This is a genomic window from Paenibacillus sp. FSL H3-0302, from assembly GCF_037982245.1.
Classification (GTDB): Bacteria; Bacillota; Bacilli; order Paenibacillales; family Paenibacillaceae; genus Paenibacillus_AQ; species Paenibacillus_AQ odorifer.
The window spans coordinates 4,603,631-4,625,645 of the sequence record NZ_CP150284.1 but is presented as its reverse complement, the minus strand read 5'-3'; the positions used below and the strand labels follow the sequence as shown (position 1 = coordinate 4,625,645).

17 protein-coding genes and 1 tRNA gene are annotated in these 22,015 nt (G+C 45.7%); 16 read left to right on the top strand and 2 right to left on the bottom strand.

The genetic code is table 11. The features are described 5' to 3' along the window. Positions 1 to 293: 293 nt before the first annotated feature. The 12 genes from nth (at position 294) to mglC (ending at position 15,823) form a co-directional block, all read left to right on the top strand. Entirely contained in the window at positions 294 to 974 is a 681-nt protein-coding gene (gene nth, locus MHH50_RS20525; RefSeq protein WP_340033330.1) for an endonuclease III, read from the top strand. 32 nt (positions 975 to 1,006) lie between these two features. After that, entirely contained in the window at positions 1,007 to 1,273 is a 267-nt protein-coding gene (locus tag MHH50_RS20520; protein ID WP_036676334.1) for a hypothetical protein, read from the top strand. A gap of 344 nt (positions 1,274 to 1,617) precedes the next feature. Beyond that, entirely contained in the window at positions 1,618 to 3,684 is a 2,067-nt protein-coding gene (locus tag MHH50_RS20515) for a dynamin family protein (RefSeq protein WP_340033329.1), read from the top strand. Then, on the top strand, positions 3,579 to 5,303 hold the full coding sequence (locus MHH50_RS20510; RefSeq protein ID WP_340033328.1) for a dynamin family protein: 1,725 nt from the start codon (positions 3,579 to 3,581) through the stop codon (positions 5,301 to 5,303). The genes MHH50_RS20515 and MHH50_RS20510 overlap by 106 nt, the downstream gene beginning before the upstream one ends. 149 nt (positions 5,304 to 5,452) lie before the next feature. Further along, positions 5,453 to 6,643 carry a formate-dependent phosphoribosylglycinamide formyltransferase gene (gene purT, locus MHH50_RS20505; RefSeq protein ID WP_076192169.1) on the top strand — a complete coding sequence of 397 codons (1,191 nt, stop codon included), beginning with the start codon at positions 5,453 to 5,455 and terminating at the stop codon, positions 6,641 to 6,643. Continuing rightward, positions 6,633 to 7,097: a GNAT family N-acetyltransferase gene (locus MHH50_RS20500; protein ID WP_232061416.1), complete on the top strand. Its 465-nt coding sequence runs from the start codon at positions 6,633 to 6,635 to the stop codon at positions 7,095 to 7,097. The genes purT and MHH50_RS20500 overlap by 11 nt, the downstream gene beginning before the upstream one ends. 194 nt (positions 7,098 to 7,291) lie before the next feature. Further along, entirely contained in the window at positions 7,292 to 8,944 is a 1,653-nt protein-coding gene (locus tag MHH50_RS20495; protein ID WP_076183962.1) for a response regulator, read from the top strand. A gap of 2 nt (positions 8,945 to 8,946) precedes the next feature. Continuing rightward, entirely contained in the window at positions 8,947 to 10,776 is a 1,830-nt protein-coding gene (locus MHH50_RS20490) for a sensor histidine kinase (RefSeq protein WP_081387836.1), read from the top strand. Beyond that, positions 10,773 to 11,795, top strand: coding sequence for a substrate-binding domain-containing protein (locus tag MHH50_RS20485; protein WP_076127584.1), 1,023 nt, complete (start codon positions 10,773 to 10,775; stop codon positions 11,793 to 11,795). The genes MHH50_RS20490 and MHH50_RS20485 overlap by 4 nt, the downstream gene beginning before the upstream one ends. 198 nt (positions 11,796 to 11,993) lie before the next feature. Next, positions 11,994 to 13,064 (top strand): galactose ABC transporter substrate-binding protein, encoded by a 1,071-nt coding sequence (locus MHH50_RS20480; RefSeq protein ID WP_094903385.1) that lies wholly within the window; start codon positions 11,994 to 11,996, stop codon positions 13,062 to 13,064. A gap of 146 nt (positions 13,065 to 13,210) precedes the next feature. Further along, a complete protein-coding gene (locus tag MHH50_RS20475) occupies positions 13,211 to 14,722 on the top strand; it encodes a sugar ABC transporter ATP-binding protein (protein ID WP_076101437.1) in 1,512 nt (503 codons plus the stop codon). A gap of 93 nt (positions 14,723 to 14,815) precedes the next feature. Beyond that, positions 14,816 to 15,823 carry a galactose/methyl galactoside ABC transporter permease MglC gene (mglC, locus tag MHH50_RS20470; RefSeq protein WP_076127586.1) on the top strand — a complete coding sequence of 336 codons (1,008 nt, stop codon included), beginning with the start codon at positions 14,816 to 14,818 and terminating at the stop codon, positions 15,821 to 15,823. Between the two features lie 336 nt (positions 15,824 to 16,159). Here the strand turns inward: mglC and MHH50_RS20465 are convergent, their stop codons facing one another. Further along, positions 16,160 to 16,366 carry a hypothetical protein gene (locus MHH50_RS20465; protein WP_340033327.1) on the bottom strand — a complete coding sequence of 69 codons (207 nt, stop codon included), beginning with the start codon at positions 16,364 to 16,366 and terminating at the stop codon, positions 16,160 to 16,162. 566 nt (positions 16,367 to 16,932) lie between these two features. Between MHH50_RS20465 and MHH50_RS20460 the strand changes: the two genes are divergently transcribed. The 3 genes from MHH50_RS20460 (at position 16,933) to MHH50_RS20450 (ending at position 20,654) form a co-directional block, all read left to right on the top strand. Beyond that, positions 16,933 to 17,559, top strand: coding sequence for a hypothetical protein (locus MHH50_RS20460; RefSeq protein ID WP_340033326.1), 627 nt, complete (start codon positions 16,933 to 16,935; stop codon positions 17,557 to 17,559). An 80-nt stretch (positions 17,560 to 17,639) separates the two neighbouring features. Beyond that, the gene (locus MHH50_RS20455; protein ID WP_340033325.1) at positions 17,640 to 19,604 is read left to right on the top strand and encodes a WG repeat-containing protein; all 1,965 of its coding nucleotides are present in this window, start codon (positions 17,640 to 17,642) and stop codon (positions 19,602 to 19,604) included. A 333-nt stretch (positions 19,605 to 19,937) separates the two neighbouring features. Then, entirely contained in the window at positions 19,938 to 20,654 is a 717-nt protein-coding gene (locus MHH50_RS20450; protein WP_340033324.1) for a CAP domain-containing protein, read from the top strand. A 133-nt stretch (positions 20,655 to 20,787) separates the two neighbouring features. On the opposite strand, the gene MHH50_RS20445 is transcribed toward MHH50_RS20450, so the two are convergent. Then, a tRNA-Lys gene (locus tag MHH50_RS20445) sits at positions 20,788 to 20,860 on the bottom strand. A gap of 239 nt (positions 20,861 to 21,099) precedes the next feature. Between MHH50_RS20445 and MHH50_RS20440 the strand changes: the two genes are divergently transcribed. Beyond that, positions 21,100 to 21,939 (top strand): GDSL-type esterase/lipase family protein, encoded by an 840-nt coding sequence (locus MHH50_RS20440; protein WP_076127595.1) that lies wholly within the window; start codon positions 21,100 to 21,102, stop codon positions 21,937 to 21,939. Positions 21,940 to 22,015: the final 76 nt, after the last annotated feature.

Here is a 22,015-nt window from a genome sequence, read left to right as displayed (position 1 = left end):
GTGAATCACCGTCTTGACACAGGGGGCTTTACCTGTGTCAAGACGTTTTTTTTGAAATATAAGAAAGTATAAGTATTGCTCCTATACTGTATGTCTTATATTTCTCGCTTAAACGCTTACTGTTCTTATTAGGACAATCCAGGCGTTAATACTTGAAATATAATGCCAGTATCGTATCTGTTGAAATGTATGAATCCATACGTTATAATACATACTTTGCTTATATTTCTAACATTTGAGGTGAGACGCTCGATAGAATTTTCTGAGCGTTTTTGCTCCGTGGAGGGGACACTATGAAAGCTGCAGACGTCCGCCACATTTTGGATACGATTGGAGATTTGTTTCCGGATGCACATTGCGAGCTGAATCACAGTAACGCTTTTGAATTGACAATAGCGGTGCTGCTGTCAGCCCAATGTACGGATGCAACGGTGAACAAAGTGACCGAGGACCTGTTCCAAAAGTACAAAGCCCCCATCGATTATATTTCTGTGCCGCTGGAGGAATTGGAGGGCGATATCCGGCGCATCGGCTTATATCGTAACAAAGCTAAGCATATCCAAAGCCTGTGCTCTATACTCATAGAACAGTATGGCGGAGAAGTGCCTGAGGCACATGACTTGCTTGTAACGTTGCCAGGAGTAGGTCGTAAAACCGCTAACGTAGTAGTATCCAACGCATTTGGAGTTCCTGCCATTGCTGTGGACACTCATGTGGATCGGGTTGCTAAACGACTTGCATTGGCAGGCTGGAAAGATTCTGTGCTGGAAGTGGAGAAAAAGCTGATGAAGGCTGTGCCACGTGATGAATGGACGCTCACGCATCACCGGCTAATCTTTTTCGGACGATATCACTGTAAGGCTCAGAATCCAAAATGTCAGGTTTGTCCGCTCCTTGATGTATGTCGAGAGGGCAAAAAACGTATGAAAACGGCTGTCGTCAGGAAAGCTAAAGATCATACGCCAAAAAGTTAAAAGTTAGAGTTGAAGAAGAGGATGGGATAGAGATGAAATGCATTTCTGTATACACAGATAATTTTGAGGTATTCTCGGATATTTTTGACCGCGTAGTGGAAAGCCCGCTGGAAGAAAATGAAGAGCAAGAAGTAGAGGGCATTACGATCAGTCATTCCGGTGATGTGCCTGAGCACTATCTGGAGCGTATGTCTGTAAAACCAGAGGTTGTCGTAATGAGAGACAAATCTCGTGGATTGACTATTCTGCAGCACGGAAAAGTTTTTGAAATTCTGTTGCCTGTTTTGGAAACTGCATAATTGAGAAGTGACCTGAAATGGAGTCGGCCCTTGGGGCTGGCTCCTTTTTTTATTGAATATCCTTATATTTCTACGAGAAACGACTGTTGGCTTTACAGGACGACAACCACGCTTCCTTTTTTGGTATCATTTCGTAGGAGACGATAGGTTATTTTGTAAGTAGTGTGTATTTAATTTGTGTCAAACTGGTGATAAACTGTAATTATTATTTATAAAAATGTTCCGCGCTAAAGTTCAGAAATTGCACCTATATAAGTTTTGCATAAAAAAGAGCTTAAATCAGTATTCATGAATGGATTAAGATCAGTGCATGATTAGAAGGTAACTGTGGAGGTGGAATGTCTGTGGGAGCGGAACAGGTTAGAATTCAGAGAGAAACATTAAGTGAAACAGCATCGCAGCTTTCCCGGCTGAAAGATTTAATGCGCCACTGGGGCGATGAGAGTGCTGAACGAATATATGAAGATTTACAAAATAAAGAGGGTGGGAATGAACTGACCCTTGCTTTTTGTGGGCATTTCTCGGCAGGGAAATCCAGCATGATTAATCTTTTATGCGGCAGCTCAGTGTTGCCTTCCGGACCTGTGCCGACTAGTGCCAATATTGTTTCTATTCGCAGCGGGGCTCCACGAGTGCTTATCTATCCAAGGGTTGAGGGAAGTGAAAATGAATCTACCCCTGTAGAGACAACACCAGAAAGATTACAGGAATATTGTCGAAATGGCGGAGAATATTCCGCGATTGAAGTCTGGAATGAGATTCCTCTTCTAGGGAAGCATGGTGTTCTATTGGATACGCCTGGCGTGGATTCGACGGATGATGGCCACCAGGCAGCCACTCGTTCCGCGCTGCATTTAGCTGATGTCGTCTTTTATGTTATGGATTATAACCATGTTCAGTCAGAGAATAATTTGGCTTTTGCCAAAAATCTCAGTGACTGGGGCAAACCGCTCTATCTTATTGTTAATCAGATAGACAAGCACAGAGGACAAGAAATTTCCATTGAAGAATATAAACGCCAGCTTGAAAATGCTTTTGAGCAGTGGGGGATTCATTGTGCGGGGATTCTGTTTACCTCACTCAAAATGAAAGAGCATCCACTGAATCATTGGGATAATCTGCTGAACCTTATAACAGAGCTGTTGGAGCACAGGGAACAATTGCTTCAATATAGCTTGTCACGTTCCATTCATCATACAGCAGATTCTTCGCTAACCGCGTTCCGTGAAGACCAGCAGGAGGAACGGGAAACTTTTTTAGCTGAGCTAGAGGGTGCAGAGGTTACAGTTGTGATGGAAGAGCTGAAATCGCTGGAAGAAGAGAAGGCACTGCTTGAGGAGCTGCCTCAGCAATCACGAGCTAGCCTGCGAAGTGATCTTGATGCCTTACTCAATAATGCTAACTTAATGCCTGCGGATGTTAGAGAGGCGGCAGGGAGCTATGTGGAGAGTGTAAGCCCAGGCTTCCGCTTAGGTTTGTTCTCTACAGCCGGACGGCGGGAGAAGGAGCAAGGCAAACGACTGGATGCCTGGCAAGGATTACTGGTCCGAGAGGTTTCCGCTCAGCTGGAATGGCATCTGATTCAGCTGGTACGTCAATGGGCGGAGAATCTCGGACTGTGGGCAGAGGAGGCAGAGACGACTCTGAAGCAAGGGTTCCCGGCGGTGAGCCAAGAATGGCTGGCGGCTGCAGTAAAGCCGGGAACGGGGTATAGCGGCGAGGCGCTGCTCAATTTCTGCCGCACACTTGCGGCAGAGCTGAAGAGCCAATTCCGCCGCGCTGCGCTGTTAGTTGGCGATGAGCTGCTGGCGAAGCTGCCATCGCTTATCGAGGAGCAGCGCGCGGAACTCCAGCGCCGCGAACAGGCCCTTACGCGGCAGGCGAGCGCTGCCCGCGCGCTAGCCGCCCTGGACCGCGCGGCTGACGCCCGCGCGCACGAGCTAGCGGCGCTGCTGCCGCCGCGCCGGACCCTCACCCCCGGCATCCTGCCGGAGGTGAGGGTCACCCCGCGTGCGGCTGCGCAGAGCGCCGCACCGCGGGCGACCCAGCCGCGCGAACGCGCCGCGGCTGGAAGTGCCGCCGCCGCAAGCTGGGCGGCGGGAACGGCTTCGCCGGCGGGCGGACGCCGCGGCTCTCGGCAGCCGCTGACGCGCTGGCGGCTGCGGCAGAGCTGCTGCGCAGCGAGCCAGCGATGGCATCGGCGGCGCGCAGTCTGGCCGCGCGGGCGGAGGATCTCGCCGGCGGCCGCTTTACCCTTGCGTTGTTCGGTGCGTTCAGCGCAGGCAAATCTTCCTTCGCCAACGCTTTGCTCGGCGAAGAAGTGCTGCCCGTGTCGCCACACCCTGCCACGGCCGCAGTTAACCGCATATTGGCGCCGGAAGGAGACTTCCGCCATGCCAGCGCGGTTGTAACGATGAAGAGCATGGCGGATTTCTGGGATGACATCTGCCATTCCTTCAGCGTGCTGCAGCTTGGAGAGCCGCAACAGGAGACGTGGACAGCAGTACTTGCGAGCCTGCCAACACGGGGAATTCACCCCTCTGCGCTGCCGCATGCAGGATTTCTAAGAGCCGCAGCATCCGGTTGGGCTGAAGCTGAGCCGCTATTAGGAACGGTGCGGACGGTTGATTTGGATGAATATCGAAACCTAGTTGCGGAAGAGACCCGGGCTTGCTTCGTGCAAGGGATTGACCTATATTATGCCTGTCCTTTGACGGAGAGCGGGATTGTGCTCGTAGATACACCAGGAGCAGATTCACTGCATGCACGCCACACTGGCGTAACCTTTAGTTACATGAAAAATGCGGATGCGATCTGTTTTGTGACCTATTATAACCACGCCTTTTCGAAGGCGGATCGCGGCCTCTTGGCCCAGCTGGGCCGCATTAAAGACAGCTTTGCTCTCGATAAAATGTTCTTTATTATTAATGCTTCTGATCTCGCTTCAAGCGAAGAAGAACTAGATGAGGTTAAAGCACATGTCGTTCAAAATCTGCGTGCCGGAGGTTTGCGGTCTCCGAGAATCTATGCTTTGTCCAGCTTGCTTGCTCTAGAAGCTAAAACTCAACATAATCACGATCTTTATGAAACCTCCCGCTTCAATGAATTTGAGCAAGCATTATCCAGCTTTGCTGGTGATGAGCTTCCACAGCTTTCACTTAACGCAGCTGCTGAGAGCATCGCATCGGTTCGGCGCCGGGCTGAGGAATGGCAGAATCTGGCTTCCAAGGCGGCGAGCGAGCGTGAAGCCGGGTTAAAAGAACTGCAGGAACGGCGGCAGTTCGCCATGAAGCGGTTATCTCTTTTGGAGACTGAGGAACGTCCTAGCAGAGATCTTATTCATGAAAGTGAAGAACTGATCTATCATGTGTGCCAGCGGATTAGCTTCTCCTTCAACAGAAATTTTCAGGAATCTTTTCATCCCTCCTTACTGCGTGAGGATGCAGGGAATTTAAAAGCCATTTTCTCTGCCTGTGGTGCCGAACTAATGCGTACTACTCAGCGCGAGCTTGAGCAAGAGCTATGGGCAACAACGCTGCGGCTAGAGAGCACGGGACGCAGGCTTGTACATGAAGCTGCTGAAGCGGCAGCTACAGAGCTACTCTTTTCCACGGAGGAATTTCATCTTATGGAGAATGAGGAGCAGGCTTGGCCATCTCCTAAGGATCTGGAATGCCAGCTTCAGCCTGTGCAGTGGTCCGCTTTATGGGGCTATTTCAAATCCCCGCGTTATTTCTTTGAGGGAACTGGGCGGGAATTAGTCAAAGGTGCGGCAGAGCCGCTTTTGAAAGAAGCGGTTAATCTTGCAGCGGCAGTGCAGAAGGAAAAATTAATTGCTCATTACGTCGAGAATATCAGCAGAGAATTAAAATCTGCTGCCGAAAGCCTGCAAGAAGGGCTTGCGGAGCAAGAGAAAGCGATGTTAGATCTCCTTAAAGGGGGTGAGACTGCAGATCATTGGGGCCAAATAAGCCACCAATTATCACGTCTAGAACAAACTTTCGTTGATAAAGTCGACAAAGTTCTGTGAAGTTTGTAGGAAAATGTCGAAGAACACTTGCAATCTGGCGTATGATGGATGAAAATAAAGAAGCCTGAAAATATACAATGAAACTGTTACGTTTTCTGAAATTCATAAAAACGAGACAGTCAATTTGCCGAAAGAGGTTGGAATCGACAATGTGGGGAGCTCCTTTTTCAGCTCAAAGCCGCAAGCTGTTGCTGCTGGGCAGCGGGGAACTGGGTAAGGAAGTCATAATTGAAGCTCAACGCCTTGGCGTAGAGACCGTAGCTGTAGACCGTTATACCGATGCACCGGCGATGGGTGTAGCTCATCGTTCACATGTAATTGATATGCTGGATGCAGAGGCGCTGAAAGCGCTGATTCGCTCTGAGAAACCGGATGTCATTGTTCCGGAGATTGAGGCAATTGCCACTCATGCTCTTCAAGAGCTTGAAGAAGAAGGCTTTTTCGTTGTTCCGACGGCGCGGGCGGCTCGGCTGACCATGGACAGAGAAGGGATTCGTCGTCTTGCGGCTGAAGACCTTGGACTGCCAACTGCTGATTACCGTTTTGCGGATAGTCTGGAAGAGCTGCAACAAGCTATAGCCGAGTTAGGCACTCCTTGTGTCATTAAGCCGATTATGAGTTCTTCTGGCAAGGGTCAGAGCGTATGCAAAAGACCTGAAGATGCAGAAAACTGCTGGAACACTGCTTTGGATGGAGCGAGAGCTAAAGGAACACGGGTTATCGTGGAGGCTTTTGTTACTTTTGAGAGCGAGATTACTCTTTTGACGGTGCGATCTGTGTCTGGTACGGTATTTTGTCCACCTATTGGACATATTCAGAAGGATGGAGATTACGTGGAATCCTGGCAGCCTCACTTTATGAAGCCAGAGCTGCTTGAAGAAGCGCAATCTATTGCAAAAGCAGTAACGGATCAGCTCGGAGGTTTCGGTATTTTTGGAGTGGAACTTTTTTTGACAGATCGAGGCGTATTGTTCAGTGAAGTGTCACCTAGACCCCATGATACGGGGATGGTCACGATGGCGACGCAGGATTTATCTCAATTTGCAGTGCATGTCAGAGCTATTCTTGGTTTTCCTGTCCAGTCAGTACAATTGCTGACACCTGGTGCCTCAGCTACGCTGAAGGCTGATGGAGAAGGACGAGCCTTTGCTGTGACCGGAATTGGTGAAGCTTTGGAACTGCCTAGGACTCAGGTTCGCGTATTTGGTAAACCGGAAGTTCGTCCTGGTCGGCGGATGGCAGTAGCGTTAAGTGCGGCGGAAGATGTGGAAATCGCGCGGACGATAGCCAAGCAGGCGGCGTCTATGCTAAAAGTGGAGGTATATGAGGATGAACAGTAGTACCATGGCACCTGTACTGGAAATTCGCAAATGCGGCTTGAATGATCTGGAGAGAGTTACAGCGCTTCTGCGGGAATTCGGCTATCCAACAACGCTAAGCGTGATGAAAGAGAGACTGGAAAGCATGGAGAACAGCAATCTCCAATGCACACTTGTAGCAGAGCTGAACAATGAAGTTGTGGGTATGATCGGCCTTAGACAGGTAAGCTCGTATTACAAACAGACAGATTGTATCACTGAGATTACTGCACTTATCGTATCAGAAGAACTCAGAGGAAACGGACTCGGTAAAAGACTTGTGGCCGCAGCAGAAGAATGGGCACGTGAGCAAGGTTGCTGTCAGCTTTTCCTTAGAAGTGGCAACCGCGTAGAACGCGCACCGGCACATGCTTTTTATCGTCATATCGGTTTCGAAAAGACAGCAGGCTATCGCTTTAACAAAGCGTTGCTATAATACTTATAGGTTACCGATCATCCCCATCCCAGCTACGGCGGGATGGTTTTTTTTTGCTCTGGAACTCTTTTTTTATATGTATTTAATATATTAATACCTAAAACTATTTAAATAACTTAACCATAGATGGATTGGTTTGAATCATATACAATAAAATTTATGACATCTAAAACGTTTCCAAAGAGGGATGAGACATGTATAAGCTAGTTCTTGCTGAAGATGAAGAAGACGTTAGGGAAGGCGTTATCGGGCAGATTGACTGGGAGCGTTACGGATTTGAGATTGTCGAGCAGGCGGAGAATGGACGGGAAGCTGCGGATGCCATAGACCGTTTGCTGCCGGATGTGGTAGTTACCGATATCCAAATGCCTTTTATGAATGGACTTCAGCTGGCTGAATGGATTCGTAGTCATCATCCTAACACTAAGATTATCATTTTGACTGGGTATGATGAATTTGAATATGCTCAGAAGGCGATAAAATTGCAAATTGATGAGTATATTTTGAAACCGTTCTCTTCACAGGAATTAATTGAAGTATTGCTTAAGGTTAGAGCCACTATCGAGGCTGAAATTGCAGAAAAAGAAAATGTATTTGTACTCAGTGAGCATTACCGGAAAAGTCTGCCTGTGTTAAGGGAGCAATTTTTATCGTCCCTTATTTCGCGTAGATTGCGTACGGATGAAATTGCTGAGAAAAGCACTGAATATGGCATAAAATTAACGGGACGGTGGTTTCAGGCTTCGGTAATTAGTGTGGATTATATTCGTCCTGAGCGGGAATCTGCTGGGGGTGCAACAGGCGGACAAATTTCTTTACGAGACACTGGTGAAAAGAATTTACAGCTATTCGCTGTGCTGAATATTGCTGAAGAAATATGCTCGAAGCATGGTTTTGGAAGGGTGTTTATTCATCGTGATGAGGTCGTATTGCTCACAATCCATGAAGAAGGGGAAGAAACTGATATTACTGGAAAGACATTTGAGCTTCTTGAAGAAATCCGCCAGAACGTACAGCGTTTTCTGAAGCTGACGGTCACGGCAGGCTCCGGAACGGTCTGTTCATCGCCTGCTTTGTTATTTAATTCTTTTGGGGATGCCTTACAGGCATTAGATTATCGGCTTATTCTCGGCAATAACCGGGTGATCTGGATTGAGGACGTTGAGTCACGTTCCAGCACACTGCTAACCTATGATGAACTAACCCAGCAATCCTTAATCCGGACGATTAAACTAGGTACGGTGCAAGAACTCAAAGAGGTTGTTGAGGATTTATTTGCCGGTCTTGACGCAGAGCAGGTGTCTACACAGGATTATCAGATTTTTTTGCTGGAGATTTTTACATCTATCCTGCGAGTGGCTAAAGAATCCGGCAGTGAGGCTGCAAAGTATATTGGTTCTGGCATTTCGTCGCTAACTGCCATCAATAAATTTAATAGTATGGCCGAAGCCAAGCAATGGATTATTGCAGTCTGTAGCGGTTTAATGGATACGATTGCATTAGAACGTCAATCCTCCTATAAGCTGCTTATTGATGAAGCTAAAGAATATATACGCAGCCACTATGTTGAATCTGATATTTCCATCGGCAAGGTTTGTCAGCATTTACATATAAGTACCGGCTATTTTAGCAGTATTTTCAAGAAGGAAATGAAAATGACGTTCGTTAGTTATCTTTTGCAAATTAGGTTAGAAGCAGCCAAGGAACTTTTGCGGTCCACGGAGCTGAAGGCCTTTGAAATTGCAGAAAAAATAGGTTTTGCCGATCCTAACTATTTCAGCTTTTGTTTCCGCAAAAAATATGGCCAATCTCCTAAAGAGTATAAAAACAGCTCCAGAGGAGGGTAAAGATGCTGAAGGATAAACCATATTCCTTTCCTCTAAGACCGCAGCATCCCAAAGGTGGAAAACGTCGGTTGTCCTCCAAGCTCCGAAGCATTCAAGTTACGATTACACTCACTTTTACATCTGTTGCCGTGCTAGTAGCTGTAGTTGTAAGTCTTATGCTGTACAACAAGTTTGCCAAGACCGCAGAAGAGAATGCCAATATGAATATGCAGCAGATCATTGAGCAAGTGAATTATAATCTAGGTCTTTATGTTAAGGGAATGCGCAATATTTTTGAGACAGCGGAGGAGCAGATTACGAATAGCCCTTCCGTGGATTCCGCTTTATTGACGGAAAGAATGGCTATGCTAATGGGGAGCAGAGAGGATCTGGTCTCGGCGGCTGTTTTTACCCCACAGGGGAAATATGTCGTGGGAACACCCGGTCAGAAGCTGCGCAGTAACACACAGTTGGAGACTCAGAGCTGGTTTACGACGGCGCAAAGAACATCAGAGCTCTCCTATTCCGCACCTCATATTCAGAATTTGTTCAAAGGTCAATATATCTGGGTTGTGTCTATCAGCAAATTAATTCAATATAAGGAGAACGGAGTCTTAAAAACCGGCATCCTGCTGATGGATTTTAACTTTCGAACCATTGATGAGCTGAGCAAGCAGGTTAAGCTTGGCAAAAGAGGATACGCTTACATCCTCGATCAGCTAGGAAATATTGTGTACCATCCCCAGCAGCAGCTGATTTACGCTGGCTTAAAATATGAGAATGTGGAGCCAGTACTGGAATATGCTTTTCGTAGCTATTTGGATGAGTCTACGGGTGAAAAACGTTTTATCACCGTAAGGACACTGGAACAGACAGGCTGGAAGATCGTGGGCGTGGCTTATTACGATGAGATTGTAACCACCAAACGTGATCTAAACACTTTTTTATCCTGGTTTTTAGCGGTAGTCATTTTATGCGTAATTATTGTATCCGTCTTTTTGTCTGCACGTATTGCCCGCCCTATCCGCAAGCTGGAACGGACGCTTCAGCAGGTGGGCGAAGGGGATCTCAACACCCGAATAGATGTCAGTGGGGCGTATGAGGTGGAACAGCTGTCCAAACGGTTTAACCTTATGCTGCAACGTATCCGTCAACTGATGGATCAGATTATTTATGAACAGGAAACCAAACGTAAAGGTGAGCTTGAAGTACTGCAATCCCAGATCAATCCGCACTTTCTGTACAATACCTTGAATTCTGTGATCCGGCTCGCTGAACGCGGCAAGACTGAGGAGGTAGTCACGATGATTCAGTCCTTATCGAAGTTTTTCCGGATTAGCCTTAGTAAAGGGAATAATATGATTACCGTGCAGGAAGAGCTTGATCATGTTCGTCATTACCTTGTGATTCAGAGCTTTCGGTTCAAAAATAAGTTCCGCTACGAGATCGAGGCTCAGGATGAAGTGCTGCAGTGTCAGACGATTAAGCTAATTTTACAACCTATTGTGGAGAATGCCCTGTATCACGGGATTGAAATGATGCCTGATGAAGGTTTTATTTCGATCCAAGCGGAGCTGAAGGATGATCTTGTCATCATCCGCATTCGTGATAATGGACTGGGAATGTCCGAGGAGACTATGAAGGTTCTTTTGACTGGCGGCAGTAAGAGTATGCATGGCTCCGGGGTAGGCGTTAGAAATGTTAACGAGCGTATTGAGCTGTATTATGGGCGTGATTATGGTCTTTCTTTTGAAAGTGAAATTGAAGAAGGCACTACGGTTACTCTTATCTTCCCGGCACTCACAGCAGGCGAGGGCAATCCTGGACATGAGGAGGATGAGACATCGGTATGAGAATCGTTCGTTTTTGGCTAACCCTGCTGGTATGTGTGATGTTATGGACAACCATCACCTCTTGTTTTAATTCGGCACCTAATTATATCAACACGAACAAAACCCGCAATATTCATCTTATTGTAAAAATGAACAAAGGCGACTATTGGAATACAGTTAGATTGGGGGCAGAAGCTGCGGCACAGGAATTTAATGTGAAACTAACGTTCAAAGCTCCGAATGCTGAGAGTGATATTGCGGAACAGGTCAGAATGGTTGAGGACTCCATTAAAGAAAAAGCGGACGTTATTATTTTAGCTGCCAGTAGCTATATGGGACTTGCACAAGTGGTTGATCGGGCGGCATATTCCAAGATTCCCGTATTGTCTGTGGATGCAGAAGTCGGTTCGGCCAGAGTAAGAGCCTATGTGGGTTCAAACGGCTATGAAGCGGGACAAAAGTCTGCAGAAAGACTCATTCAGCTGCTAAATGGATACGGGGAGGTTGGCATCATTAACTTCACAAATTCATCTTTGGGGGCGGAGCAGGAGTCTTCAAACGGCATTGAATATGGTGCTAGGGACGCGGAGGAGCGGGAAAAGGGATTTTTAAATTACGCTGCCCGATATCCGAACATACAGGTAGTAGAGATTTCTTATACCACTTCGAGTATTAGTGATGCTGAAGAGCTGACACGGTTAATGCTGCTGAAACATCCAAATCTTCGCGGGATCGCCAGCTTGAATGAGACAGCTTCACAGGGGGCGGCAAAAGCTATCCAGAGCCGAGGGCTGCATAATATTAAAATGGTTGCGTTCGACAGCTCCCCGTCAATGATGGAGTTGCTGCAGGAGGGTACGGTTCAAGCGACCGTAATCCAAAATCCTTTTAGTAACGGGTATTTAGCCGTAAAACATGCCGTTGAGGTAATCGAAGGAATGGATGTTCCTGAACGTGTCGATACGGGCACTAAACTCATTGATTTGGACAATATGCTGTGGCCTGAGAATCAGAAATTGTTATTTCCCTTCGTCAGATAGTGGACGGTTTATTTTTGAAAAGACGAATGCCATCCTTAAAATGGGAGGTATTCGTTTTTTGGGTTCAGTAGAATTTTTATAAAAGTGAGTAGGATTTTATATTCGAAACCGTTTTCACCTAAGGCATAATATGGATGTGCCCGAGAGAATTCAGGGTTAAACCAAAAAAAAGAAGTATAAACAGGAGGTCAATGAATAATGAAAAAAATCACTTCCGTTCTTTTAGCAAGCGCAATACTGGGTGCCGCCCTGGCAGGCTGTGGCAATAGCAACAATAATGCAGACAGTGGTAAAGCTACCAACGCTCCAAAAACTGAAAATGCGGGCTCTTCCACTGAAACGCCAAAAGTAGGGGTAGCCATTTACAAATTTGACGATACCTTCATGACAGGTGTTCGTAACGCAATCGACACTGCTGCCAAAGGCATTGCTACTGTAGATATCGTAGATAGCCAAAATTCTCAACCCACACAAAATGACAAAGTTGACTTGTTCATCACCAAAAAATATAAAGGCATGCTGATCAATCCGGTTGACCGTACTGCGGCTGGCGTTATTATCGAAAAAGCAAAAGCGGCAAATATTCCGGTGGTTTTCCTGAACCGCGAGCCGCTGCCAGAAGATATGAAGAAATGGGATAAGGTTTATTATGTAGGCGCTAAAGCGGAAGAATCCGGAACTATGTCCGGTCAACTGATCGTGGACTACTGGAAGGCACATCCTGAAGCAGATAAAAACGGCGACGGTGTCCTCCAATACGTAATGCTAAAAGGCGAACCGGGGCACCAAGACGCTGAGCTTCGTACTACTTACTCCATCCAAGCAATTGAAGATGCCGGCATCAAGGTAGAAAAGCTGGCTGAAGATACTGCGATGTGGGACCGCGTAAAAGGGCAAGAAAAAATGGCAGCGTTCCTTGGCTCCCATGGCGACAAAATTGAAGCTGTGCTTGCGAACAATGACGATATGGCTCTCGGTGCCATCGAAGCTCTGAAAGCTTCAGGTTACTTCACGGGTGATAAATTCATGCCGGTAGTAGGTGTAGATGCTACTGCTCCTGCGATTCAAGCGCTGCAAGATGGAACGATGCTTGGTACCGTGCTGAATGATGCGAACAACCAAGGTAAAGCTGCGATCACAGTTGCTGCTCTGCTTGCTAAAGGAGAAACACCTACAAAAGATAACGTAGGCTTTGATATCACAGACAACCAATACGTGTGGATTTCCTATAAAAAGATCACCAAAGACAATATCGATGACGCCAAATAATAACGCTCTAATCTAGATGGAATTCATGATCATATGGCAGCAACGGGGAGCGGATATTCGCTCCTCGGATTTCTTTCAGGCAGGGAACAGGATGAAACCGCTGTGCCTCTCATGAAAAAAGAAAAAAGCGTAGGGGGCGTAACAACATGGAAAAAGCTGAGTTTTTGCTAGAAATGAATGATATTACTAAAGAATTCCCCGGCGTCAAAGCGCTGGATGCAGTTAGTTTAAAGGTCAGACCAGGTTCGGTGCATGCCCTTATGGGCGAGAATGGTGCGGGTAAGTCCACTTTAATGAAATGTCTCTTTGGTATTTATTCACCGGATGCCGGTGAGATTTTTTTGGAGGGTGAGAAGACCTCTATCGGAAGCTCAAATGACGCTTTGAAAAATGGGATCTCCATGATTCACCAAGAGCTGCATCCCGTGCCGTTCCGAAGTGTGATGGAGAATATCTGGTTAGGACGTTTCCCAACCAAAGGGATTGGACCTTTTCAGTTTATTGACCATAAGAAAATGTACACTGACACGGAGAATTTGTTTAAAGATCTGGATATCGATCTGAATCCCGAGACATTAGTGGGTAAGCTGTCTGTATCCAAAATCCAATCCATTGAAATTGCGAAGGCTGTCTCTTTTCACTCCCGCGTTATTGTAATGGATGAACCTACTTCCTCCCTGACCAGTGTGGAGGTGGAGCATTTATTTCGGATCATACGGGACCTTAGGAGTAGAGGCGTAGCTATTATTTATATATCTCACAAAATGGAAGAGATTCTCGAAATTTCTGACGAGGTTACCATTATGCGGGACGGTAAAAAAATCGGAACCTGGCCAGCGGCGGAATTGACTACAGATCTTATCATTTCCAAAATGGTCGGCCGCGACTTGACCAATCGATTCCCAGAACGTTTTAACGTGCCTGGCGAAGTATATATGAAGGTTGAAGGATTAACCTCCCCTGAAGAAAGATCGTTTAAAGATGTTTCTTTTGAATTAAGACGAGGTGAGGTTTTAGGGATTGGTGGTCTGGTAGGCGCTCAGAGAACAGAGGTTATTGAGGCATTATTCGGCCTGAGGGCTATCAAATCGGGGACGATTTCTATCGATGGTAAGCGCATTCATATCCAATCTCCCAAGGATGCTAAGAAACACGGAATGGCTTTGCTTACGGAGGAACGGCGTGTCACCGGTATTTTTCCAGTCTTGTCTGTTCATGAAAATGGCGCAATCGCTAATCTGCATCGATACCAGAAACTACTACTTCTACTAGATGGAAAAAAGAAAAAAGAAGAAGTCGATAAAATGATTGAAAAATTACGGACCAAAACTCCAACAACCAAAACGCTGATCATGAATCTTTCTGGTGGGAATCAGCAAAAAGTGCTGCTCGCCAGATGGCTTCTAACCGAGCCCGAAATCCTGCTTCTGGACGAGCCGACTCGCGGTATCGACGTAGGGGCTAAATTCGAGATTTATTCGATTATTGCCGACTTGGCGCAGCAAGGGAAAAGCATCATTATGATCTCCTCAGAAATGCCGGAGCTGCTCGGAATGTCTGACCGTGTAATGGTCATGTCGGAGGGTAGGCTTACCGGAATACTAGAAGGCGAGCAAGCTACGGAAACCGAAGTTATGCGGCTCGCTGCACAGCATTAGGATAGGATTTCAATGATAGTTTTGCTGGGCGAAACTAGATTTGGTTTACGAAGAGAAGTACTCTTCGCGTAACTTTAAGGAGGAACACTACTAATGAACGCTAAACGAGCCCAATCTTTTATTACTCAAAATGCTATTTATATTGTCTTGGTAATTCTAATTATGGGTATTGCCTTATATGAGCCGGCCTTTATCTCTGTAAATACTTTACGGGACATTCTAATTCAGTCGTCAACACGGATTATCATCGCGCTTGGTGTTGCCTTCATCCTTATCACAGCTGGGACGGACTTGTCTGCTGGACGTGTGGTTGGTTTTACAGCGGTAATCTCTGCTTCGATGCTGCAAATTCCGGATTATTCCCGGCGCTTTTTTCCTGATCTGCCGCAGGTGCAAGTGTGGCTTCCGATCCTTATAGCTATTATCGCTGGCCTTCTCTGCGGACTAGTCAATGGTATTGTCGTCTCCAAGCTGAACGTCCCGCCGTTTATCGCAACACTGGGTACGATGGTTATCGTCTACGGCTTGAATTCCTTGTACTTTGACATGGACCCCAACCAATCACAGCCGATTGGCGGTCTGCGTCCAGATTTCACTACAATCGGTTCCGGGTTTATCGGCAAGGGGCAATATTCAATCCCGTATATCGTGCTGATAGCCTTGGGTGTCGCCGCCATCGTATGGGTGGTGTTCAATAAAACTAAGCTGGGCAAGAACATGTACGCTATCGGCGGTAACATGCAGGCAGCAAAAGTATCTGGCATCGATGTTTCCAAGAACTTGATCTACATCTATGCGATTGCTGGAGCCCTTTATGGTTTGGCGGGTGTGCTGGAGGCTGCCAGAACAGGTGGCGCAACCAATAACTACGGGAACATGTATGAGCTTGATGCGATTGCTGCTTGCGTCGTGGGCGGGGTGTCCACAACCGGTGGTATCGGAACAGTGCCAGGTGTTCTGGTCGGTGTTATTATCTTTACCTTAATCAACTACGGCCTGACCTTTATCGGCATCAGCCCTTACTATCAGTTGATTATCAAAGGTCTGATCATCATCGCCGCGGTCGCGTTTGATATGCGGAAGTATTCTTCGAAGAAGTAGTTGTGTGGGGGATGTGTGGTGATTATAGCGTTTGCTATTTATGGCAAACGCTTTTTGGTTTGTCCATTTTCGCTTGCGGATATAAGCAACTCGTAAGAATCAGTTCATAAGATACAAATCATATGAACCTATTTAAAGTACAAATTCATAAGTGCCAATTCATATGATGCAAATTAAAAGTACCGATTTATAAGAAGCAATTCATAAGTACAAATTCATAAGTACTGAACGTCGCCCCCTTGCTCCTCGCATAGGAAAACTACGCACGAGCACGAAAACTACCCACAAAAACTAACCACAAAAACTATGTATGAAAAACTACCCACAAAAACTAGTTTAATTAGTTAGGGATAAACCAATTTCGCTCCCACTAGTACCATTGGGACCAGCATCAAGTACAGCAATAATATCAACTACGCCAATAATATCAACTACACCAATAATGTCACTGTCAGCACTGCTAACTAAAGCACCACTAACTACGGTACTGCCAACCACAACACTGTCAACCACAACACTGTCAACCACAACACTGTCAACCAAAACACGACTAACTACAGTACTAACAACTAAACACAACACCAAAACTATCCACTAAAATGCCACCACGACCAAATAGCGCCAACAACACTAACACATAGATCACCAATGGCTATTACCAACATGAAACAAACACACCACTAAAAATACCCGCCAAAATGCCACCATGACTAAACAGCTCCAGCAACTCTAACATAAACATTACTTACCACCACCAACTTCTATCAACATTGCCACCCCTGCTCCATCAAATCTAATATTCCACCAATAGGATTTACTCCACCCAATAGTTGCACCATAACCGCCACGGTACTACTATAGCATCATTACCATCACCAATTAATATCATCAACACAAACACGGTTATCACAATCCTCTCAACATTATCAGCATGAACATGGCAATCACCGCCACAAATCAATATCAGCAGTAATAACACGACCATCGTCATCAGGAGCACCACGAAAACACATCATATTCATCATTGCTCACCAACAATATCAACAAACTAATATTAGTTACAGAACAGAAGCACCATGAGGTGAGAGAACGGTATAAATCCCGTAGAATTGGCTGAAACGAGTTACGTGAGGCGAAAGAACGGTATAAATCCCGCACAATTAGCTGTAACAAGCTACGTGGGCCGAATGAACGGTATAAATCCCGCAGAATTGGCTGAAACGAGCTACGTGAGGCGAAAGAACGGTATAAATCCCGTAGAATTGGCTGAAACGAGCTATGTGTGGCGAAAGAACGGTATAAATCCCGCAGAATTGGCTGAAACGAGCTACGTGAGGCGAAAGAACGGTATAAATCCCGTAGAATTGGCTGAAATGAGCCACGTGAGGCGAAAGAACGGTATAAATCCCGCAGAATTAGATGAAACAAGCTACGGAGGAGGAAAGAGAGGCATTAATGCTCTAAAGTACGCCAAAACGATCTACAGTGGAGGAAAAAGAGTCAAAAATGCCCTAGAATACGCCGAAACGAGCAACGGAAGTGGAAAGAGAGTCATTAATGCCCTAGAATACGCCGAAACGAGCGACGGAGGAGGAAAGAGAGGCAAAAATGCCCTAGAATACACCAAAACGAGCGACGGAGGAGGAAAGAGAGTCATTAATGCCCTAGAATACGCCAAATCGAGCAACGGAAGTGGAAAGAGAGGCAAAAGTATCCTAGAATACGCCTCCCCCTAACCCCAAAGATCAAAAAGCACATAAACCAACGTTCTCCCATATTCTATAGGCAAATGCCTTTGTTAAAGGGGAGCGACTGGATGTTAAGGATTAGGTTGAATGAGCTAGGGAAAGGGAATGACAATGGTCTGATACAGGCGGATGTATGGAAATGGGATGGCATTGGCTGGAACGAATATATTACTCAGCAGGATGAGGATTTCATACGCACGGAAGAGGAGTTATTCGTCACGATTCCGGGAGAAGCGGGATTATATCGTGTAGATTACTCTAATAAACCTTTTGAGGCGCCATACTTATTGCCGGAGTGGGTGGGGGACGATCTGCGGACCACGGGTCTGCATCCGGCGCCGTTTAATCTCAAAGAGGGCACACTTTGGGGATATATTAATGACGAGGGCCGTGTTCAGATTGAACCCCGGTACGAATATGCTGAGGATTTTCAAAAGAACGGTCTTGCCGTAGTTCAGCGAAAAAATAACAGCGGGCTGATTGACAGCACTGGAAGAGAACGAGTGAAGCCGATCTATTCTTTTATTGCGCCTTTTTCGGAAGAGCGCGCGGTCGTGTCGGATGCCAAGGGCTACACTTTTATTGATGAAAAAGGCAAAGAAGTGACGTCCGCCCGGTATGATTATTTGAACTCATTACATGAGGGGCGAGCACTATTTTCAAAACAAAATACGACCGGCGGCCAATCGCTATATGGATATGTGGACGCGCAAGGCAAAGAGGTGCTACCCGCGATTTATGTAGATGCCAATGATTTTATGAACGGCGTGGCTTTGGTTAAAATCAAAGAAGGAGAGTATGCGCTCATCGATCCGGATGGGAACATTCTGCATACGTATAACCATCCTTTCGTTGGAAGTCCGGGAGAAGGTTTGCTAGCCTATCAAGCGACTGAAAACGGTAAATATGGCTATTTAAATACGGATGGTTCTGTAGCTATTCAGCCGCAATTCACCTCTGCTTTACCTTTTTCAGAGGGACGTGCGGTGGTGAATACCGCTGAAAATTATGGCAACGCCTACGGGCTGATTGATAAACAAGGAAAAATGATCATCCCGGCAAAATATTATGAAGTATTGCAGCTAGGTGAAGGCAGAGTAGCCATAGGAACGCCTGTATTCCCCAGCCAGCCTTATCGCGGATCACGTTACGTAATTGCAGATGCGGAAACGGGAGCGGTCCTGAGCAATCACACCCTGCTTGGCGTGAACAATTATCAGGAAGGCTTGGCGTCTGTATTTGATGCTAAAGATACTTATTTTATCGATAGAAGTGGAAAAAAGGCAGCCCAGCCCCCAGTTATTCCAGGGGCAGGAACACTCACCCTTAGCGGACGTTTGATAAGAGCAGATGTAGATCAACGCACATCTTATTATGATCGGCAGGGAAAGCAGGTTTGGCGCCAAAATGGAGTCATTCCGCTGAGACCTCCCTATTCCGTAGTAGAGAAGAAATACAAACCGAACAGGGATTATCTGGTGTATTATCCGGTCGTTGAGGGGATTGCAAGTGCGGAAGTTTCGCGAGAGGTTAACGATAAGCTGCGCAAGCTATCCCTTGCTGAAGACGTTGGGAGTGGAGGGGTTTCCCAGGACTTTAGTTATAATGGTGATTTTTCAGTCTCTTTCTTCCGTAAAAACCTGCTGGTGCTGGAGCTGACCGGGTATCGTTTTCCTTTTGGAGCAGCACATGGAATGCCTACCAAAATCTATCCGCATATTAATTTGCGCAGCGGCAGGTTCTATAAGCTGGGGGATTTGTTCAAGCCAGGCAGCAGATATGTGGAGAAGCTCAGTAAAATTGTGGGCAAACAGATCGAGAACGATCCACAATATTCATATGTTTTTCCGGATACGTATAAAGGAATTACCTCGGATCAGCCCTTCTTTGTAGATAATGAAGCGTTGTATCTATATTTCGCACCTTATGAGATCGCTCCGTATTCTGCAGGTTTTCCAACCTTCCGGATTCCTTATGCGGAAATCATGGGATTGATCTCTACGGAGGGCGAGTTCTGGCAATCGTTTCATTAATCGTCAGGTATCCATAGGTTTGCTGAAGTTGCCGTCCTTTCGGGGAGGGCGACTTTTTTCGCTTTTTTTCGCTTTTTTTCGCTTTTTTTCGCTTTTTTTTCGCGCATAACAGGTAAAATGGTATTTTTAGGCAGGAAAACAGCGAAAGAAAGCGAATGTATCTAGGAATCGGAAATCTTACAGTTAAGACTATTATATGTAAAAAATTAGAAGCGCACATTTGAGAGATTTATGCTACAATGACTGAGGAACAAATTACAACTTTGTAACATTTGTAGATGGTCACTCTAGGCAGAAGCATATATTACACGCAAGAAAAAAGGAGATGGCAGATTGAAGAACAAGACATTAAAAGCAATCATCGGTGGTAGCGTGGCAGCTGTTATGGCACTTAGTATTTCTCTTCCATTGGAAGCAAATGCGGCATCGAATGAATCGACAGTAACAATAAAAGGCACAAGTTATGAGCAAATATTACAATATTTTAAACAAGCTAATCTTGAGGGATTCCCTTTTTCGAATAGCACAATCGTGGTGACTAAGCCGCAAACTGGAACAGTACCAAACAAAGACAACACGACCACAACTACAACTACAAAACCGGTTACAAGGCCAGCAGACACAACTACTGTAACTAAGCCAACTGATAATACAACTACAACAGGTGCTGTGAGCAATAAAGGAACCTATGTTCAGCAAATCGTAACGCTGGTAAACAAAGAACGTGCAGCAGCTGGTTTGTCACCTGTAGCTGGATTGGACAGCCTGCACAAAGTTGCCGCTACAAAAGCTACAGATATGCGTTCGAATAACTATTTCTCACATACTTCACCTACGTATGGTTCACCTTTTGATATGATGAAATCCTTTGGCATCACTTATAAAGCCGCAGGTGAGAACATCGCAATGGGACAAAAAACACCAGAAGAAGTAATGAAGGCATGGATGAATAGTCCAGGTCACCGCGCTAATATTTTGAATGCTAACTTCAATTATATCGGTGTCGGTTATGATAATAATTACTGGGTTCAAGAGTTTATTGGTAAATAATACGAGTAGATGCTTCAGGAAGAAATCGTTCTCCGATGTAAGTCGGGGAGCGGTTTTTTTTGTGTGGTGAAGAATAAAAATGCAACAAAAAAAGAAGTAAGGAACTTGTCCTTACTTCTTCTGTCTAGCTCTATGGGTTATGCAGGGGTCGAACCTGCGACCTGCCGATTAAGAGTCGGCTGCTCTACCAGCTAAGCTAATAACCCGTAATGTCTAAAGAGTCAACGGTGAATATTATATAATGGCATTAATTAAAAAGCCAGTATTTTTTTATTTTCAAAAAAGTCCACACTCGTTCCTCGGCAAAAACACTGTAGCAGCGGGATTTTTTTCTTTGCTAGACATTTGCAAAACTTGTATGGAAGAATTATGTTTATGTAACATAGTTAAGATCTTTGTAAATTGTGGAACAATACATAATAGAACGGCATACGGAGGGATAGCTTTGAAGGATTCGAAATGGACATGGCGCAGCGTCAGCTTGATTTCCATAGTAACAACTATAGTTTTGATGGTTGGTTTAGTTTATGCGGTTAAAGATATTATCTATCCGGTCGGAGAGGTTACCGAGAGCAGCTTGCCTCAGCAAACAGCCGCACCGGTGACGGAGACTGTCAAGCTCCTCAAAATTGTTGCGCTCGGGGATTCGCTTACCAAGGGGACCGGTGATAACACCGGAGAAGGGTTTGTTAAGCGTACGGTTACTGGTTTATCCGCAAAAGGTGTCACAGTAGACTTTTTAGGCAATATGGGGATTAACGGGTTGACTACTGCGGGGCTGTTAAGCAAACTGAACGAAGATGGTGTGGAGTATGCCTTGCGCATGTCGAATGTTGTTCTGCTATCCGTCGGAGGAAATGATCTGTTTAAGGATTCGGATATTCTTGAGAATAATGGGGCGCAACAGGGCAACACAACTTCATCAACCTCTGGGCAGGAGCTGACTCCAGAGTCTTTATTAGCCGCTCTGCCAGAAGCAGCAGCTAGACTGGAGAAGATTCTCGATAAAATCTCACAGATCAATCCGAATGCGCAAGTTTACTATATGGGGCTGTATAATCCCTTTGGCGATATTCCAGAATTACTGGCACCAGGCAATCAAGCGGTAACGAAGTGGAATAATACGGCAATGGATATTATTAATGAGCATAGCAACATGACCTTGGTTCCTACGTTTGACTTGTTTAACAGACATTTGGACAAGTATCTATCCACCGATCATTTTCATCCTAATGGTGATGGCTATCAGCGAATCGGAGAACGGTTCATACAGGCTGTGCAGTAGTATATAGGTGAGTGTTAAATTTTGCAGTAAGATCATGTAGGTAAATGCCCTTTGAGCAAGTACAAACCGAGAAAAT

What these genes read in the sequence shown, in the direction of transcription:
- MHH50_RS20485 (WP_076127584.1), top strand. Translation starts at nt 10,773, where the DNA reads ATGAGAATCGTTCGTTTTTGGCTAACCCTGCTGGTATGTGTGATGTTA.
- MHH50_RS20520 (WP_036676334.1), top strand. Translation starts at nt 1,007, where the DNA reads ATGAAATGCATTTCTGTATACACAGATAATTTTGAGGTATTCTCGGAT.
- MHH50_RS20480 (WP_094903385.1), top strand. Translation starts at nt 11,994, where the DNA reads ATGAAAAAAATCACTTCCGTTCTTTTAGCAAGCGCAATACTGGGTGCC.
- purT (WP_076192169.1), top strand. Translation starts at nt 5,453, where the DNA reads ATGTGGGGAGCTCCTTTTTCAGCTCAAAGCCGCAAGCTGTTGCTGCTG.
- MHH50_RS20490 (WP_081387836.1), top strand. Translation starts at nt 8,947, where the DNA reads ATGCTGAAGGATAAACCATATTCCTTTCCTCTAAGACCGCAGCATCCC.
- nth (WP_340033330.1), top strand. Translation starts at nt 294, where the DNA reads ATGAAAGCTGCAGACGTCCGCCACATTTTGGATACGATTGGAGATTTG.
- MHH50_RS20500 (WP_232061416.1), top strand. Translation starts at nt 6,633, where the DNA reads ATGAACAGTAGTACCATGGCACCTGTACTGGAAATTCGCAAATGCGGC.
- mglC (WP_076127586.1), top strand. Translation starts at nt 14,816, where the DNA reads ATGAACGCTAAACGAGCCCAATCTTTTATTACTCAAAATGCTATTTAT.
- MHH50_RS20475 (WP_076101437.1), top strand. Translation starts at nt 13,211, where the DNA reads ATGGAAAAAGCTGAGTTTTTGCTAGAAATGAATGATATTACTAAAGAA.
- MHH50_RS20455 (WP_340033325.1), top strand. Translation starts at nt 17,640, where the DNA reads ATGTTAAGGATTAGGTTGAATGAGCTAGGGAAAGGGAATGACAATGGT.
- MHH50_RS20495 (WP_076183962.1), top strand. Translation starts at nt 7,292, where the DNA reads ATGTATAAGCTAGTTCTTGCTGAAGATGAAGAAGACGTTAGGGAAGGC.